The sequence below is a fragment of the Micromonospora sp. DT178 genome (genome assembly GCF_049841695.1).
Taxonomy (GTDB): Bacteria; Actinomycetota; Actinomycetes; order Mycobacteriales; family Micromonosporaceae; genus Micromonospora.
Window position 1 is genome coordinate 1 of the sequence record NZ_JBNCKV010000010.1, and the last position, 16,497, is coordinate 16,497.

The following is a 16,497-nucleotide window of genomic DNA, read 5'->3' on the forward strand; positions in this document are numbered from 1 at the left end:
CTGCGGCGCAGCTCGGCGGCACGGCGGCGGACCTTCAGCCCGCCGGGCAGCACCCCGTCGCGCGAGCAGCCCCGCTCGACGCACTCCCGCATCACCCGCCAGATCTCCAACAGGCCGGCGCGCACCTCACCCTCGCCGCGCCAGGAGAGCTCGTTGGCGAGCATCACCTCGCTGATCGACAGCCCCGTCGACGCGGTCACACCGAGCAGCTGCGCACCGGTGCCGAACGGGTGCCGCACCCGCGTGGCGTCGGGCCTGATCCGGTCCGCCCCGGCCGCCGCCTCGTCCACCACGAAACCGCCACCCACGGAGTAGTACGTCCGGGTCCGCAGTTCAGCGCCGTCGTCGTCGTACGCCACGAAGGTCATCCCGTTCGGGTGGTACGGCAACGACCGGCGCCGGTGCAGCACCAGGTCCCGGTCCGGATCGAAGTCGATCTCGTGCGCGTCGAGCAGGCCCAACCGCCGCTCGACACGGACCCGGGCGACCCGCGCGTCCACCGTGTCGGTGTCGACCGTCTCCGGGGCCTCACCGGCCAGCCCCAGCAGCACCGCCCGGTCGCTGCCGTGGCCGTGCCCGGTGGCGCCGAGCGAGCCGAAGAGTTCCGCCCGCACCCGGGCGGTGCCAGCCAGCAACCCGTCGGCCTTCAGGCCCGCCACGAAGGTACGGGCGGCCCGCATCGGCCCCACCGTGTGGGAGCTGGACGGCCCGATGCCGACACTGAAGAGATCGAAAACGCTGATCATGGCTGCACTTCCTCGCCGTCGTACCTCGTGGGTCAGCGGCACGGTCGTGGCCGGCCCGGACCGGGCGGCCGTTTGGCACCCGGGGGTGTGGGTGCCCGACCGGCGAGCCTACCCGCCCAGCTCAGCCCCTGCCGCCAGTCGCGACCGGTCGTCACACCCCCGGCGGGTCCGGAAGCGTCGCGGGGCCGGTTCCCGGGTAACCACCTACGGGTACGGGCGCCACCGATCCTCCTCGCGACCGAGGGCGCGGTGGCCACCCCTTTCTACCGTTGAGGGCAGAGGCGGCGAACGCCGCAGAGTGGGAGTACGACGATGAGTCGCAAACTGGTCCGCCCCCGTCAGGGGCGCATGATCGCCGGTGTCTGCGCCGGCCTGGCCCAGCGGTTCGGCAGGTCGGCCGGCTTCATCCGGCTGCTGTTCCTGCTGTCGCTGCTGCTGCCCGGCACCCAGGTGATCGTCTACCTGGTCCTCTGGGTCCTGATGCCGAACGAGGACCGCTACGCCGCCGCCCGCTACTGAGCCCACCCCGCCCCCGCCCGACGCGGGGGTGAGCACGAGGCGCCCGTCCCGTCGACCGGGGCGGGCGCCGTCGCGTCGTGGGTCCGCCGTCACGGGGCGGTGTACGTGACCGTCACCTTCTCGTAGCCGAGGGAGCGGAGCAGCCCCTCCAGCATCTTGCGGGTGTTCTCCTCGGCCCGCTGGGTCAGGCCGCTGTCGCGGGCGGCGGTGGTGATCCGTTCCTCCGCGAGCTGGTAGACCTGCTGCTGGCGGTTGGGGTCGCCCTTCACCAGCTCGCCGACCCGGTTGAGCAGCCCGCGCTCCTCGGCGAAGACGTAGCTCTTCTCCAGGTCGAGGTTGGTCTTGCCGAGCTGCGGCGCCGGCAGTCTGATCTCCACCGACTTGCCGTCGGCCGACTCGACCACCGCGCCCTCGGAGATCTTGGCGAAGTCGACGTACGCCTCGACGCTGCCCGCCCCGACGAAGAGGGTGCGCTGGCTGAGCAGCCAGTCGGGCACGTTGCGCCGGTCGTTCTGCAGATCGACGACCACCTGGAAGTTGCCCTCGGCCGCGACGTAGCGGCTGAGGTCCTGGATCGACTTGAGCAGCGGCGGCTGGCTGCGGTCGGTCTGCTCCTTGGCGAACGGGTTGCGGAAGTCCGGCAGCAGGCCGGTGGCCTGCACGCCGAGCAGCACCACCACCGCCAGCGCCGCCGCGCCGAGCACCCAGAGCAGGCCGCGGGCGGGCCCGCCCGCCGGCGGTGGCGCACCCGGCTCCGGCTCGGTTGTGACAGCCGACCGCTCCTTGAGCGCCTCGCCGGTCGGATAACCGGGGAACTCCCTCGTGGGCTCGTTGATGTCACCGTCGCGGGCCATGGCCCTCACCGTCCTCGTCAGACACGTCGTCTGGAGATGACGGTACGGCTCCGGTGCGACAGCCGCTCGTCGAAGGGCGCGCCGCAGCGCCGATCCGACGGAACCGCAGGTCAGGATGGCCGGCGGGTCGCGCTCACTCGATCGGCCCGGAGAGGACGAGCACCCGGGCGTGGATCTGGTTGCGCTGCTGGAGCGCCGCCCGCAGGGCGCGGTGCAGCCCGTCCTCCAGGTAGAGCCCGCCGTTCCACTGCACCACGTGCGGGAAGAGGTCGCCGTAGAAGGTGGAGTCCTCGGCGAGGAGCTTGTCCAGCGCCAGCTCGCGCTTGGTGGTGATCAACTGGTCCAGGCGCAGCGGCCTCGGCGGAATCTCCGCCCACTGCTTGAGCGTCAGGTTGTGCTCCGGGTAGGGACGCCCGTCCCGGACCGCTCTGAAGATCACGACGGCACGCTCCCCTCCCCCTGGCCCGGCCGACCCACGACACCGGGTCGGGTCGCGGCGCGGCACCGCGACCCGCGGCACCGATGACCGTGCCAGCGTAGCCGGCTGCACCACACCGCGTTCTGCTCCCTGATGTCAGTTTCACTACCCGCCGTCCGGTTCGCCACCGGACGAAACACCTGACGGGACATCCGGTGCCGTCAGCTCCACCGCCCCCGCCGGACCACCTCGTCCACCGGGCGGCGCCCCCGACGCAGCGACGGTGACCGGTGGTCAGGCGCACGATAACCCACCGTCACGGCCCCGACGGGCTCGTACTCCCCCGGCACCCCGAACGCCTCCCGGTACGCGTCGAGGCGCTGCGCGGGGATGCCGAAGAAGCACGCCCCCAGCCCCTCGTCAACGGCGGTCAGCAGCATCAGCAGGGCGGCGAAGCCGGTGTCCACGTACCAGTAGGGCACCGGCCAGCGCTCCGTCGAGCGGTCCGCCCAGCCCTTGTCCGATTCCGCGTACCGCTCCAGGTAGGCCGACCGGTTCGCGTGCGGGACGACGATCAGCGGGGCCCGGCGCATCCCCGCCAGCCACCGTTCCCGGCCGCCGCCGGCCGGGGTGGTCGCCGCCCAGAAGCGCTCCCGGTCCTCCGGCGTCTCCAGCACCAGGAAACCCCAGCCCTGGGCGAAGCCGGCCGACGGCGCGCGGACCGCGTGGTCGAGCAGCCGCTCCACCACGTCGGGCGGTACGGGGCGGTCCGGGTCGTAGTTGCGCACCATCCGGCGCCGCCGGACCACCTCGCTGAACTCCATGCGCTCCCCCGCTCAGGCCCCGGGCCGTACGCCCCACGCACCCCGCCAGGTCGCGCCCGGCTTCAGGGTGATCACGTCCCGGCCCGAGCGGAACGCGTCCGGCGGGCAGGTCATCGGCTCCACCGCCACGGAACGGCGCCGCCGCTCGCCGGGCAGGGCGTCGCCGGTGAACACCTGCCACCAGCCGAACTCCCGGTCCGCCCAGATCCGCACGCCCGCCGCGCCGTCCGGGGCCGCCAGGCTGACCACCGAGCCGCCGTCGTCGTCGCGGATGACGTCGCCGAAGCAGAGGTCTAGCCTCGCGCCGCCGATCCGGCGAGGGCTGGTCCAGTCGTACTCGGTGCCGGCGACCGGGGTGCCCCCGATCGGCAGCAGCCGCCCGTCCACCTGCAACCGCGTCCGGGCCGGCAGCCGCATCGACAGGTCGTCCACCGCCACCCCGGGCACCCGCAGGTACGGGTGCACCGCGAAGCCGAACGGCGCGGGCTCGGCGCCGAGGTTCGTCGCCTCGTGCTCCGCGCGCAGCCCGTCCGGGCCGACGCTCCACCGCGTGAGCAGCCGCAGCGGCCACGGGTAGCCCGGCTGCGGCGGCAGGTCGTAGCCGACGGTCACCGCGTCGGAGGACTGCTCCACCAGCCGCCACGGCACCCAGTTGACCAGCCCGTGGATGGCCACGCCCCGGTCCGGTTCGCTGAGGGTGAGCTGCAACGACCGCTCGCCGAAGGTGTAGCGCCCGTCGCGGATCCGGTTCGGCCAGGGGGCCAGCACCTGCCCCGCGCAACCCGGACAGATCTCGTCGGCGGCGTACCCGTCGAGGTGGTCGGTCCCGTCGTGCCGGTATGTCCGGACCCCACCGCCCACCTCCACGATGACGGCCTCGTGGCCGGCGGCGGAAATGGTCCACTGTGCGCCCGAGGGCGGACGCTGGTCGGGGGTGTCCATGCGGGCGACCCTAACGGTTCCCGCCCCGGCGTCGCTCGCCCCGACCCGGCCCGTCACGCCTTGTCACCGCCGGAGGGGGCCGCCGCCCGGTAGCGCAGCAGCACCGGGAAGGCCACCGCGAGCAGCACCGCGAGCGCCGCCGAGAGCAGCCCGCCGCCGACCCATGCGACGCCGCCGCCGAAACCGGCCGCCACCGCGCCCGCCCGCAGGTCGCCCAGGCGCGGGCCGCCGGCGATGACCACCGTGTTGACGCCCATCAGCCGCCCGCGCATCCGGTCCGGCGCGTATACCAGCAGCATCGACTGCCGCAGCACCGCGCTGACCAGGTCGGCCGCGCCGGCCACCGCGAGCAGCAGCACCATCAGCCAGAGCTGGCCGGCGAGCCCGGCCGCCGCGACCGCCAGCCCCCAGCCGACCACCGCCGCCACCAGCACCAGCCCCTGCCGGCGCAGCCGCCCGATCCACCCGGAGGTCAACCCGCCGAGCATCGCGCCCGCCGCGATCGCGCTGTAGAGCCAGCCGACCGCCGCGCCGCCGCCGAACCGGGACTCGGCGATCTCCGGGAAGAGCGCCCGGGGCATCGCCAGCACCATCGCGATCAGGTCGATGACGAAGGAGAGCATCAGCACCGGGGTGGTGGCCAGGTAGCGCAGGCCGTCGACGATGCTGGCCAGCCCGGCCCGCCGCGGGGTGGCGGACGCGTCCGGGTCCGGCTCCGGCGGCATGGCCGGCAGCTTCACCGTCGCCCAGACGGCGACCGCGTAGAGCACGGCGTCGGCCGCGTACGCGATCGGCAGGCCGAGGTCGGTGCCCCACGCGGCGAAGATCAGGCCGGCGACCAGCGGGCCGACCACCGCGGCGGCCGTGAAGGTGGTGAAGTTCAGCGTGGTCGCCGCCGGCACCAGCTCCGCGGGCACCAGCCGGGGCAGGACCGCGTTGCGGGTGGGCGAGCTGATCGCGAAGGCGATCGACTGCACCGCCACCAGGACGAGCAGCAGCAGCGGGCTGCCGATCCCGAGCACCGCCTGCACCACCAGGCCGAATGTGGCGGCCCAGAGCACCGCCGCGGCCCCCAGCAGCACCTTGCGCCGGTCGTGCGCGTCGGCCACCGCGCCGCCCCAGAGCCCGAAGACCAGCAGCGGTACGAACGCCGCGATCCCGATCAGGCCGACCCAGAACGAGCTGCCGGTCAGCGCGTACATCTCCACCGGCACGGCGACCGCGGTGAGCTGGATGCCGAACATCGCGATGCCGTTGCCGAGCCACATCCGCCGGTACGCCGGCACGGCCAGCGGGCGCACGTCGATCGCGAACCGGCGCAGCCCGTTCGGCCGCCCGGCCTTGAGCTGGGTCACGGCGCCAGCCGCTCGACGGTCCACTCCCCGGGCCCGGTGAGCCGGAACCGCAGCCGGTCGTGCAGTCGGCTGACCCGGCCCTGCCAGAACTCCACCGACTCGGGCCGCACCCGCAGCCCGCCCCAGTACGGCGGGGCGGGGATCGGCTCGACCTCGGCGAACCGCTCCGCCGCCGCCCGGTACGCCTCGTCCAGCACGGCCCGTTCGGGGATCACCCGGGACTGGGTGCTGGCCCAGGCGCCGAGCTGGGAGCCGCGCGGCCGGCTGGCGAAGTACGCCTCCGTCTCCGCCCGGTCGACCCGCTCGATCCGGCCCGCCACCACCACCTGCCGGTGCATGGGGAACCAGGGGAAGACGAGGCTCACGTACGGATTGACGGCCGCCTCGGCGCCCTTGCGGGACCCGTAGTTGGTGAAGAAGACGAAGCCCTCCGGGTCGTACCCCTTCAGCAGCACGGTGCGCGCGCTCGGGCGGCCCTCGGCGTCGGCGGTGCCGACCACCATCGCGTTCGGTTCGGGCAGTCCGGCGGCGACCGCGTCGGCGAACCAGCGGGCGAACTGGCCGTGCCAGTCGGCGGCCAGGTCCGCCTCGGAAAGGCCCAGGTCCCGGGCGTACTCGTTACGCATACCCGCCGGTTGGACTGTGTCCCCCGTCACGTTCCCCCTCCTCCTCGCCGACCCGGCCCACTGCCTGCGGCGCTGGCCAGCCCGCACCGCACAGTGTCACCGACGCGGTCCGGGGCGTCCGGACCGGGGATGTCGTGTGCGGCACAGTCGCCGTGGGTCGCGAATCCGGTTACCCAGCAGGCAAGATGTCACGAACACATCCCTGAGGGTCGCCTAAGGCGCTCGCCCGGCTGGGCCGGGACCGGAGCCCCGGGCGGGCGCACCGAGCAGATCCAGGAGAGCGACATGGCCGATTTCAAACCCGGGCTTGAGGGCGTCGTAGCCTTCGAGACCGAGATCGCCGAACCCGACCGCGAGGGCGGCGCGCTGCGCTATCGCGGAGTCGACATCGAGGATCTGATCGGCCAGGTCTCCTTCGGCAACGTGTGGGCGCTGCTGGTCGACGGGCGGTTCGGCCCGGGGCTGCCGCCGGCGGAGCCGTTCCCGGTGCCGGTGCACTCCGGCGACATCCGGGTGGACGTGCAGTCCGCGGTCGCCATGCTGGCCCCGTACTGGGGTCTCAACCAGCTGCTCGACATCTCCGACGAGCAGGCCCGCGAGGACCTCGCCCGGGTGTCGGTCACCGCGCTCTCCTTCGTCGCCCAGTCGGCGCGCGGCCTGGGCCTGCCGGCGGTGCCGCAGAAGGAGATCGACAAGGCGTCCACCATCGTCGAGCGCTTCATGAAGCGCTGGCGGGGCGAGCCGGACCCGCGGCACGTCAAGGCCGTCGACGCCTACTTCATCTCGGCCGCCGAGCACGGCCTGAACGCCTCCACCTTCACCGCCCGGATCGTCGCCTCCACCGGCGCCGACGCCGCGGCCTGCATCTCCTCCGGCATCGGCGCCCTCTCCGGCCCGCTGCACGGCGGCGCCCCGTCCCGCGTGCTCAGCATGCTGGAGGCGGTCGAGCGCAGCGGCGACGCCGAGGGCTACGTCAAGGGCGTCCTCGACCGGGGCGAGCGGCTGATGGGCTTCGGCCACCGCGTCTACCGGGCCGAGGACCCGCGCGCCCGAGTGCTCCGCCGCACCGCCAAGGAGCTGGGCGCGCCGCGCTTCGAGATCGCCGAGGCGCTGGAGAAGGCCGCCCTGGCGGAGCTCCAGGCCCGCCGCCCGGACCGGGTGCTCGCCACCAACGTCGAGTTCTGGTCGGCCGTGGTGCTGGACTTCGCCGAGGTGCCGGCGCACATGTTCACCTCCATGTTCACCTGCGCCCGGATGGGCGGCTGGAGCGCGCACATCCTGGAGCAGAAGAAGCTCCAGCGGCTGGTCCGCCCGTCGGCCCGCTACGTCGGCCCGGGCACCCGCAAGCCCAGCGAGGTAGAGGGCTGGGACGCCATCCCGCACGGCGTCTGAGAGCTGCGCAGGGGCCCCTTCCCGTCGTCCGCCGACGGGAAGGGGCCCCTTTTCACGTAGCGGGACCACCGGCGGCCGCCCGGGCGCTGCCGGGCTGTTCCGGGGGCGCGACCAGGCGCGACGCCCGAGGCCACCCCGGGTGGGGGTTGTGGTGGACGCCTCACCGCCGGGCGTGGGACCAGCGGTCGCAGCGGCCGGGGCGGGTGCGAGGATGAAGGCCGGCAGTGTCGCCGGACCGGGCCCGGGTCCCGGCCACGTCGTGCGCCTGAGCGCGCGTCCGCCGTCGATCCGCGCCCGCCTGAACACCGGGCCCGCCCTCGCCCATGCGGAAGGATCTCGACAACCGTGGCTGACGCACCGACCATCCGGATTCCCGACGACCTCAAGCCCGCCGACGGGAGGTTCGGCTGCGGGCCGTCCAAGGTCCGTCCGGCGGCGGTCTCCGCCCTCGCCGAGGTGGCGACGAGCTACCTGGGCACCTCGCACCGGCAGAAGACCGTCCGTGACGAGGTGGCCCGGCTGCGCCGCGGCATCGCCGACTTCTTCTCCCTCCCCGAGGGCTACGAGGTGGTGCTGGGCAACGGCGGCACCACGGCCTTCTGGGAGGTCGCGACGTTCGGCCTGGTCCGGGACCGAGCGCAGTTCGCCAGCTTCGGCGAGTTCGGCGCGAAGTTCGCCAAGTCCGTCAAGGACGCCCCGTTCCTCGGCGAGCCCACCGTCCGCAAGTCGGAGGCCGGCACCGCGCCCACCCTGACCGCCGAGGCCGGGGTGGACGTCTACGCCACCCCGCAGAACGAGACCTCGACGGGTGTGGCGGTGCCGATCAGCCGGGTGGCCGGCGCCGACCCGGGCTCGCTGCTGCTGGTCGACGCCACCTCGGGCGCCGGCGGCCTGGACGTCAACGTCGGCGAGACCGACGTCTACTACTTCGCCCCGCAGAAGTGCTTCGGCTCCGACGGCGGCCTGTGGCTGGCCCTGATGTCGCCAGCCGCGCTGGAGCGGGCCGGCGAGATCAAGGCGTCCGGCCGCTACATCCCGGCCTTCCTCGACCTGGTCACCGCGATCGACAACTCGCGGCTGGAGCAGACCTACAACACCCCGGCGCTGGCCACGATCTTCCTGGCCGCCGAGCAGACCGACTGGATGAACTCCCAGGGCGGGCTGGCCTGGGCGGCCAAGCGCACGGCCGAGAGCGCGTCGATCGTGTACGGCTGGGCGGAGCGCTCCGAGGTGGCGACGCCGTTCGTCACCGATCCGGCGCTGCGCTCCAACGTGGTCGCCACCATCGACTTCGCCGAGTCCGTCGACGCCACCGCGATCGCCAAGGCGCTGCGCGCCAACGGCATCGTGGACACGGAGCCGTACCGGAAGCTGGGCCGCAACCAGCTTCGCGTCGCGCTCTTCCCGGCCGTCGAGCCGGCCGACGTCGAGGCCCTGACCGCGTCGATCGACTACGTGGTCGAGCGACTCTGATCGCCGTCACGGTCGGTGGCCGCCGACGCGCCCTGCGGCCACCGACCGTGATCATCGCCGCAGCTCAGTCGCGACATGCGGGTGTCGCATCCCCCACCTGCGGACAGATGCGCGTACGGTGGTGCGAGGACGCCCGGGTGGCCGGCTCGTGGCGTGACGGCCAGCGAAGCGGGACGGAGGCTACGCCATGCGCCCAGTACGCTTCGTCGCCCTCTCCGAGGACGGCCAGGCCCTGGTGCTCGCCGACGAGGTCGGGCGACTGCTCGCCCTGCCCATCGACGAGCGGATCGCCGGCGCGCTGCACGCCGAGCCCGGCGCCCCGCCGCTCGCGGTGGCCCCGGCAGCCAGCGCCGACCCGGTGCCCTCACTCTCCCCACGGGACATCCAGGCGAAGATCCGCTCCGGCGAGTCCGCCGAGGACGTCGCCCGGATCGCCGGCGTGCCGGTCGACCGCGTGCTGCGCTACGCCGGCCCGGTGCTCCAGGAGCGGGCCATGCTCGCCCAGCACGCCCGGCGCACCCGGCTGAAGGGCGCGGAGAAGCCCACCCCGCTCGCCGAGGTGGTCAACGGCCGGCTGGCCCAGCACGGGATCGACACCGAGAAGATCTCCTGGGACGCGTGGCGCCGCGACGACGGCACCTGGCGGATCGTGGCGACCTGGCCCTCGGGCAAGGCGACCGCGCAGGCGATCTGGGATCTCGACAAGACCCGGCAGGCGGTCACCCCGCACGACGACATGGCGCAATACCTGTGCGCCGAGCGGCCCACCCCGATCCTCGGCCAGGAGCCGGCGGCGGAGCGGGGCGGCCACGCGCTGCCCGGCCCGTCGCGCGGCGAGCCGAGCCGGGGCGGGCACGGCCTGCCGGCGGCGGCGGAGCACAGCCGTCCCGGCCGCGACCCGATCCGGGCCGGGCGGGACGCCCTGCTCGCCTCCCTCGACCGTCCGCTCGGCTCGACCTCGGGTCGCGGGCTCGAACCCCGCACCCCGGCCGCCCTGGGCGGGCAGGACGCGCCGCGCCAGCGGCCGGTCGGCGGCGGGGCGGCGGCGCTGCTCGGCGGTGGTCAGGGTTCCGCCTTCGACGACGACTCGGACGCGCCCAAGGAGGTGCCGGCCGTGCCGTCGCTGGCGGTGCTCCGGCCCCGGCGCACGGGCGCGCCGGCGGCAGCGGCGGGCGAGTCGACCGACGCCGGCGGCAAGCCGCGCAAGCGCCTGCCGAGCTGGGACGACGTGCTCTTCGGCAGCGGCCCGGCGGCCCGCGAGTCCTCGTGACCGCCTGACTCCGGCGACCACCCGGTCGCCGGAGTCAACGCGAGGCACTCGAACACGGGATCAACCTCTTCGACACCGCCGACGTCCACGGCTGGCGGACCGGCGAGGGGATCACCGAGCAGATCATCGGGCGCTGGTTCGCCCAGGGCGGCGGCCGGCGGGAGCTGGGCCTGGTGACCGGGGAGCGTCAGAGGGGCCAGGCGGCCAAGCGGTCGTAGGTGGGGCGGGGGCCGGGATGGCTGCGCACGAGGACCATCTCGCCGGCCGGCCACTGCGGGCCCTCGTAGTCGTCGAGGGTGGCCACGTCGGCGGCCACGTCGACCGGGGGCACCCGGTCGCCGGGGCGGGCGATCGTCAGGTGCGGGCGGAACGGCTTCTCGTCGTGCGGCAGGCGGGCGTGCCGCAGCCGGGAGCGGATCAGCCGGGCCAGCACCAGTACCGGCTCCACCTCGCCCCGCAGGTCGACCCAGAGCACGGTGAACCGGCCCCGACCGAACCGTCCGCCACCGGCCAGCCGGAGCCGGGGCGCGGCCTGGCGGCCGTCCCGGGACCACTCGGCGGCGAGCCCGAGCGCGCTCTCCACGGCGACCAGCCGGTCCGCCTCGACGTCGCCGAGGAAGGCGAGGGTGACGTGCGCGTTGGCCGGGTCGGCGAGCCGGACGTTGGTCCCGGCGGCGGCCGCCGCGCCGATCCGCAGCCGGGCGACCTGCACGCCGAGGTGCGCGACCGCCTCGGGCGGCGGGTAGAGCGCGACGAAGAGCCTCACGCCGGGCCCGCCCTCAGCGGTGACGCTGCCGGTGACCGGCCCGGGCGGCGGGCAGGGTCAGCCCGGCGGCGTGCAGCAGGCCCTCCACCCGGACGCGTTCCAGCTCCAGGTCGATGCCCTCCAGCTCGGTCAGGTGCTCGGCCAGCCCGAGGGCCCGGCAGGCCAGCCGGAGCCGGTCGTCGTACGCCTGGAGGACCATGCCGTGCCAGACGGGCTGTCGGCCGTCGAAACCCACCCCCTGGCTGCGCAGGCGGCGGAGGTCGGCGGCGAGTTCCTCCAGCGGGCGCCGGTCGGGCCGGTCGAGGTCCGTGAGGTCGATGTCGCGGGTCAGCGCGTCGGCCTCGACGGCCCGGTCCAGCCGGGTGATGGTGCGCCGCTCCCGCCGGCGCTCACGCCACTCGGCGTACCCGCAGGCGACCCGGTCGATGATCTCGTCCGCGCAGAAGACCAGGGCGATCACCGCCGGCAGACTGGCCATGGCGACGATGGCCAGGATCAGCAGCAGCGCGCGCCCGAGCTCCACGTATCGACGCTAAGCCTCTTTCCCCCTTACCGCCACCGCTTTCGTGTCATCCGCCCCCAGCAGGAGGGGAGCGACCGGCCCGGCCCGGGCGACGGGCTCAGCAGTCGGCGGAGGTGACGTAGAAGCGCGGCATCGGCAGGATGCGAAAGCGCAGCCGGGCGCCGGAGCGACGCAGCTGCCAGGTGAGCGCGATCAGGATGGTGGCCAGCGAGATCAGCCCACCGATCCAGATGCTGGCACCGGCGCCGTAGGTCTCGGCGACCCAGCCGATGAGCGGCGCCCCGACCGGGTTGGTGCCGAGGAAGACCAGCACCCACAGGGCCATCACCCGGCCGCGGAAGGCGGCGTCGGTGCCGAGCTGGACCCGCTGGTTGGCCGCCTGGGCGAAGAAGACCATGAAGAACCCGGTCGGCAGCAGCAGCGTCACCACCATCCAGTACGCCGGGGCGAGCCCCACCAGCGTGCCGAAGCTGGCGCAGCCGACCCCCGCGCCGAGCACCAGCCAGACCGACGGGCGGCTGCGCCGCCCGGTGCCGGCGAGCGCCCCGACGAGCGCGCCGACCGCCAGCGCGGTGCTGAACAGCCCGAACGAGGCGGCACCGGTCTTGAACACCGTCTTGGCCAGCGCGGCGAGGGTGAGCTGGAAGTTGAACAGCGCCATGCCGATCACCGACATCACCGCCATGGGCAGCAGCAGGTCGGGCCGGCGCCAGACGTAGCGCAGGCCGTCGACGACCTTGGCCGACGCCCGCTCGTCGCGCGGCGGCAGCGCCTCCCGGTGCAGCTCGGCCGGGCGCATCCGGATCACGGTGACCAGCGGGGCGATCGAGCTGAGGGCGGTGAACAGGAAGACCGGCCCGACGTCGAAGGCGGCGATGGCCAGGCCGGCGACGGCCGGTCCGACGATCCGCGCGGAGTTGAACACGGCCGCGTTCAGCGAGAGCGCGTTCGGCAGCAGTGACGTACCGACCAGCTCGGAGACGAACGCCTGCCGGACCGGGGTCTCCACGGCGTTGGCGACGCCGAGCAGGGCCGCGAACGCGAAGACGTGCCAGAGCTGCACGAGGCCGGTGATCACCAGCAGTGCCATGGCGAGGGCCAGCACGGTCCAGAACGCGTTCGCGACGAAGAGCAGCATCCGCTTGTCGTAGCGGTCGGCGAGGCGCCCGGAGAGCAGGGTGAGCAGCAGCACCGGGGTGAACTGAAGCGCGGTCACCACGCCGAGCGCGGTGGCGGAGTTGTCGGAGAGCTCGAGGACCAGCCAGTCCTGGGCGATGAACATCATCCAGACGCCGATCAGTTTGATCAGCTGCCCGGATGCGAAGAGCCGGTAGTTGCGGACCTGTAGGGACTGGAACATCGTGCTCAGCTTCGCCTGCACTCTTGGTGCGCCTCCTCGCGGTCGTACGCGTCATCGACGTCGGACGGCGCGGTGGCACGACGCGCGGGTCAGGCGCGGGCGAGCTGCTGAAGGATCTCGGCGGCCTGCCGCAGGGTCTCCCGCTCGGCTTCGGTCAGCTCGGCCAGCCGGCGGGCCAGCCACTCGTCACGGATCCGCTCGAACTGGTCGAGCACCGCCCGTCCCCCCTCGGTCGCCGCCAGGATGACCTGCCGGCCGTCGGTCGGATGGGGGGTGCGCTGCACGAGGCCGCGCTCCTCCAACTTCGCGACGATCCTGGTCATCGTGGGCGGCTGCACCCGTTCCACGTCGGCCAGTTCCCGAGGCGTCAACGCACCCGCCAGCCGGAGGCTGGTGAGCGCGGAGAGCTGGGTGACCGTGAGGTCGCCGACCGGCCGGGCCTGGCGGACCCGTCGGTTCAGCCGGGTGATCGCATCACGCAGCTGCGGTGCCAGCTGCGCCGGTGGCACGCGTTTCGCCGTCACCGTCCGCTCCGTCACGATAGTTAGCCTAACTAATTAGCTTGGCGAATGACCACTGATATGACCACGCTCACGAGAAGTTTGTCCTGCTCCGGGCCGGGTACCCGATTCGGTCACCGGCCCGGAGCGAAGGGTGTTCAGAGCACCACGGACTCGATCGGTCCGCGCAGGAAGTAGAGCACGAAGAGGGCGGCCACCCCGTACAGCAGCGGGTGGATCTCCCGGGCCTTGCCCTTGGCGAGCTTCACCACCACGTACGAGATCAGGCCGGCCCCGATGCCGTTCGAGATCGAGTACGTGAAGGGCATCAGCACGATCGTCAGGAACGCCGGGATCGCGATCTCGTAGTCCGACCAGTCGATCGTCCGCACCGCGGTCATCATCAGGAAGCCGACCACCACCAGCGCCGTGGACGCCGCCTCGAACGGCACCACCACGACCAGCGGCGCCAGGAACATCGCCAGCAGGAACAACCCGCCGGTGACCAGGTTGGCCACGCCCGTGCGGGCGCCCTCCGCCACACCGGCCGCGCTCTCGATGTACGACGTGTTGCTGGACGTGCTCGCCGCACCGCCGGCCGCCGCCGCGATCGAGTCGACCAGCAGGATCTCCTTGGCCCGCGGCGGGGTGCCCCGCTCGTCGAGCATGTTCCCCTCCTGGCCGACCGCGACCATCGTGCCCATCGTGTCGAAGAAGTCCGTGATCAGCAGGGTGAACACGAACATCAGCACGACGACCCAGCCGGCGCGGCCCCACGAGTCGAACACGTTGAAGTTGCCGAGCAGCGACAGGTCCGGCACGTCCACCCAGGTCTTCGGCAGCTCCGGGACGTTCAGCGCCCAGCCCTTCGGGTTGGGCTTGCCGTCGACGAAGGACGGCCCGATGTTCGCCACCGCCTCGACGATGATCGCCAGCACGGTGGAGCCGAGGATGCCGATCAGGATCGCGCCCCTGACACGGCGCACCAGCAGCACGATGGTCAGCAGCAGACCCACCACGAAGACCAGCAGCGGCCAGCTGGCGAGCTTGCCGCCGATGCCCAGGCTGACCGGGACGGTGCTGTTCTGCACGTCCGGGACCCGGCGCACGAAGCCGGCGTCGACCAGGCCGATGATGGTCAGGAAGAGGCCGATGCCGACGCCGATCGCCGTCTTCATCTGCGTCGGCACCGAGCGGAACACCGCCGTACGCAGGCCGGTCAGCACCAGCACCGCGATGATCACACCCTCGATCACCACGAGACCCATCGCGTCCGCCCAGGTCATCTCCGGGGCGATCTCGTACGCGACCAGCGCGTTGACGCCGAGGCCGGCGGCGAGCGCCAGCGGGAACCGGCCGACCACGCCCATCAGGATGGTCATCAGGCCGGCGACCAGGGCGGTTGCCGCGGCGAGGGCGGCGATGGAGAGCTTCTTGCCGTCGCCGTCGACGGCACCACCGATGATGAGCGGATTGAGCACCACGATGTACGCCATCGTGAAGAAGGTCGCCAGGCCACCGCGTACCTCGCGGCTCATCGTCGAGCCGCGGGCGGAGATCTCGAAGTACCGGTCGAAACCGTTACGGGGGTGCGCTGGGTCGGGTGGTGTGCCGTTCTCGGGCGGCGCTACTGACATCAGGTCCTCGCAGGTGATCTTCCGTTGTCGCGCGCATCGTCGCAGATCACCGGCCACCAGGAAAAGTTGATCGCGTACGCTTGCCGCGTGCCGAAGGAGCAGCCACCGCGGCCCGAGCCGCTCGACCCGCCGATGGTGCCGTTCGCCCTCGCCGGGATGGCGGCCTGGGCGCTCGCCGGGCTGGTGCTGCTGGTCTTCTTCCGGGACTGGCTGAGCGCGCACGATCACCAGGACTGGCTGTGGACCTGCCTGGCCGGTTTCCTGTGGGGTTTCCCCGGTCTCGCCGTGATGATGCGGCACGACGCCAACCGGCGCCGCCGCCGCGCCGGCCGCTGACCTGCGACGACACCGACCCGCAGGGCCGGCGCCGCGCCGGTGGCGTCAGGGGTGGCCGTACGGCTCCGCCGGCTCCGCCGCCTCGACCGAGCCCGGCGCCCGGCTGACCGCCACGGGCTCGACCGCGCTGTCGTCGTAGACCGTCGGCATCTCCTCGACCGGGGTCTCGGCGGCCTCGATCAGGGTCTCCGAGTGGGCCCCGCAGCCGTGGTCGGCGCTGACCACCCGACCGTCGTCGGGGGCGTAGAAGTTGCCGCAGGCCCCGAAGGACTGCCGCAGGGCACCGGCGAGCGGCAGGTAGAAGCCGCAGGTGCCGCAGCGGGCGGCGGCGGGGGCGGCGGCCGAGATCGCGGCGGACGGGCCGTGGTCGCCGTCGTACCAGCGCTGGGCGGCCTCGCTGCGCCCCTCCCGGGAGAGCACCCGGGCCCGGCCGAGACCCAACTCCCAGGCGGTCTCCTCGACCGCCGGGTCGTCGGAGAGCAGGTAGCCGGGCTGGAGCCGGTCGTCGTCCGCCGGGGTGGGCAGCAGGTCGCCAGGGCCCAGGTCGCCCGGCTTGAGCCGCTCCTGCCACGGCAGCCAGCCGGGCGCGAGCATCGCGTCGGTGCCGGGGAGCAGCACCGTCTCGCAGACGGTGACGTGCCGGCTGCGCGGGACGCGGGTGACGGTGACCGCCCACCGCCAGCCCCGGTAGCCGGCGAGCCGACACTCGAAGTAGTGGGTGACGAGTCGGTCGCCCTCCGCGACGGCCTGCAGATGGTCGCCGATGTCCGAGGGGTCGACCTCGGTGATGGCGTCACGTGCCACCTCGACGGCGGCGGCGCAGACCTGGTCGAGACGAGCGGCACGGGCGGAGGCGGGCCTGGTCACCAGACCATTGTTCCCCATGCGTACGGCCGACCGACAGGCACCCGCCGACGACGTTCTGGGACAGTGGTGCGGCACGGACGGACCGGATG

18 protein-coding genes and 1 pseudogene are annotated in these 16,497 nt (G+C 73.4%); 6 read left to right on the plus strand and 13 right to left on the minus strand.

Translation table 11 applies throughout. The annotated features are described in order from the left end of the window. A partial coding sequence (locus ACLQ22_RS19465; protein ID WP_425693571.1) for a serine dehydratase beta chain occupies window positions 1-746 on the minus strand: 746 nt, incomplete at its 3' end. Window positions 747-1,058: 312 nt separating this feature from the next. Here ACLQ22_RS19465 and ACLQ22_RS19470 point away from each other — a divergent pair. Beyond that, entirely contained in the window at window positions 1,059-1,265 is a 207-nt protein-coding gene (locus ACLQ22_RS19470; RefSeq protein ID WP_421456998.1) for a PspC domain-containing protein, read from the plus strand. An 89-nt stretch (window positions 1,266-1,354) separates the two neighbouring features. Here ACLQ22_RS19470 and ACLQ22_RS19475 read toward each other — a convergent pair whose 3' ends face one another. The 6 genes from ACLQ22_RS19475 to pdxH form a co-directional block, all read right to left on the minus strand. After that, window positions 1,355-2,119, minus strand: a complete 765-nt coding sequence (locus ACLQ22_RS19475) for a DUF4230 domain-containing protein (protein WP_358086135.1) — start codon at window positions 2,117-2,119, stop codon at window positions 1,355-1,357. A 133-nt stretch (window positions 2,120-2,252) separates the two neighbouring features. Beyond that, window positions 2,253-2,558: a type II toxin-antitoxin system VapB family antitoxin gene (locus ACLQ22_RS19480; protein WP_089002310.1), complete on the minus strand. Its 306-nt coding sequence runs from the start codon at window positions 2,556-2,558 to the stop codon at window positions 2,253-2,255. A gap of 200 nt (window positions 2,559-2,758) precedes the next feature. Continuing rightward, complete coding sequence (locus ACLQ22_RS19485) at window positions 2,759-3,361, minus strand: nitroreductase family protein (protein WP_425693572.1); 603 nt, start codon at window positions 3,359-3,361, stop codon at window positions 2,759-2,761. 12 nt (window positions 3,362-3,373) lie between these two features. Further along, complete coding sequence (locus ACLQ22_RS19490) at window positions 3,374-4,303, minus strand: aldose 1-epimerase family protein (protein WP_366641100.1); 930 nt, start codon at window positions 4,301-4,303, stop codon at window positions 3,374-3,376. Window positions 4,304-4,356: 53 nt separating this feature from the next. Then, window positions 4,357-5,658 carry an MFS transporter gene (locus ACLQ22_RS19495; protein WP_425693573.1) on the minus strand — a complete coding sequence of 434 codons (1,302 nt, stop codon included), beginning with the start codon at window positions 5,656-5,658 and terminating at the stop codon, window positions 4,357-4,359. Further along, entirely contained in the window at window positions 5,655-6,284 is a 630-nt protein-coding gene (gene pdxH / locus ACLQ22_RS19500) for a pyridoxamine 5'-phosphate oxidase (RefSeq protein WP_425693759.1), read from the minus strand. Before pdxH ends, ACLQ22_RS19495 begins: the two co-directional genes overlap by 4 nt. Before the next feature lie 285 nt (window positions 6,285-6,569). Between pdxH and ACLQ22_RS19505 the strand changes: the two genes are divergently transcribed. The 4 genes and pseudogenes from ACLQ22_RS19505 to ACLQ22_RS19520 form a co-directional block, all read left to right on the plus strand. Further along, window positions 6,570-7,676: a citrate synthase 2 gene (locus tag ACLQ22_RS19505; RefSeq protein WP_121396987.1), complete on the plus strand. Its 1,107-nt coding sequence runs from the start codon at window positions 6,570-6,572 to the stop codon at window positions 7,674-7,676. A gap of 345 nt (window positions 7,677-8,021) precedes the next feature. Next, window positions 8,022-9,149 (plus strand): phosphoserine transaminase, encoded by a 1,128-nt coding sequence (gene serC, locus ACLQ22_RS19510; protein ID WP_121396988.1) that lies wholly within the window; start codon window positions 8,022-8,024, stop codon window positions 9,147-9,149. Window positions 9,150-9,336: 187 nt separating this feature from the next. Further along, a complete protein-coding gene (gene sepH / locus ACLQ22_RS19515; RefSeq protein WP_425693574.1) occupies window positions 9,337-10,419 on the plus strand; it encodes a septation protein SepH in 1,083 nt (360 codons plus the stop codon). A 50-nt stretch (window positions 10,420-10,469) separates the two neighbouring features. Further along, a pseudogene (locus tag ACLQ22_RS19520) lies at window positions 10,470-10,637 on the plus strand (hypothetical protein); the annotation flags it as partial. Here ACLQ22_RS19520 and thpR read toward each other — a convergent pair. The 5 genes from thpR to ACLQ22_RS19545 form a co-directional block, all read right to left on the minus strand. Beyond that, on the minus strand, window positions 10,607-11,185 hold the full coding sequence (gene thpR / locus ACLQ22_RS19525; protein WP_425693575.1) for an RNA 2',3'-cyclic phosphodiesterase: 579 nt from the start codon (window positions 11,183-11,185) through the stop codon (window positions 10,607-10,609). The pseudogene ACLQ22_RS19520 and the gene thpR overlap by 31 nt on opposite strands. A gap of 13 nt (window positions 11,186-11,198) precedes the next feature. Then, a complete protein-coding gene (locus ACLQ22_RS19530; protein WP_425693576.1) occupies window positions 11,199-11,708 on the minus strand; it encodes a hypothetical protein in 510 nt (169 codons plus the stop codon). 97 nt (window positions 11,709-11,805) lie between these two features. Continuing rightward, the gene (locus ACLQ22_RS19535; protein WP_425693577.1) at window positions 11,806-13,089 is read right to left on the minus strand and encodes an MFS transporter; all 1,284 of its coding nucleotides are present in this window, start codon (window positions 13,087-13,089) and stop codon (window positions 11,806-11,808) included. A gap of 68 nt (window positions 13,090-13,157) precedes the next feature. After that, complete coding sequence (locus ACLQ22_RS19540) at window positions 13,158-13,607, minus strand: MarR family winged helix-turn-helix transcriptional regulator (RefSeq protein WP_425693578.1); 450 nt, start codon at window positions 13,605-13,607, stop codon at window positions 13,158-13,160. 119 nt (window positions 13,608-13,726) lie between these two features. Further along, on the minus strand, window positions 13,727-15,205 hold the full coding sequence (locus ACLQ22_RS19545) for an NCS2 family permease (RefSeq protein WP_366641109.1): 1,479 nt from the start codon (window positions 15,203-15,205) through the stop codon (window positions 13,727-13,729). A gap of 87 nt (window positions 15,206-15,292) precedes the next feature. On the opposite strand from ACLQ22_RS19545, the gene ACLQ22_RS19550 reads away from it, so the two are divergent. After that, window positions 15,293-15,541, plus strand: a complete 249-nt coding sequence (locus tag ACLQ22_RS19550) for a DUF2530 domain-containing protein (protein ID WP_121396995.1) — start codon at window positions 15,293-15,295, stop codon at window positions 15,539-15,541. A gap of 45 nt (window positions 15,542-15,586) precedes the next feature. Here the strand turns inward: ACLQ22_RS19550 and ACLQ22_RS19555 are convergent, their stop codons facing one another. Next, a complete protein-coding gene (locus ACLQ22_RS19555) occupies window positions 15,587-16,426 on the minus strand; it encodes a DUF3027 domain-containing protein (protein WP_121396996.1) in 840 nt (279 codons plus the stop codon). Window positions 16,427-16,497 lie beyond the last annotated feature (71 nt).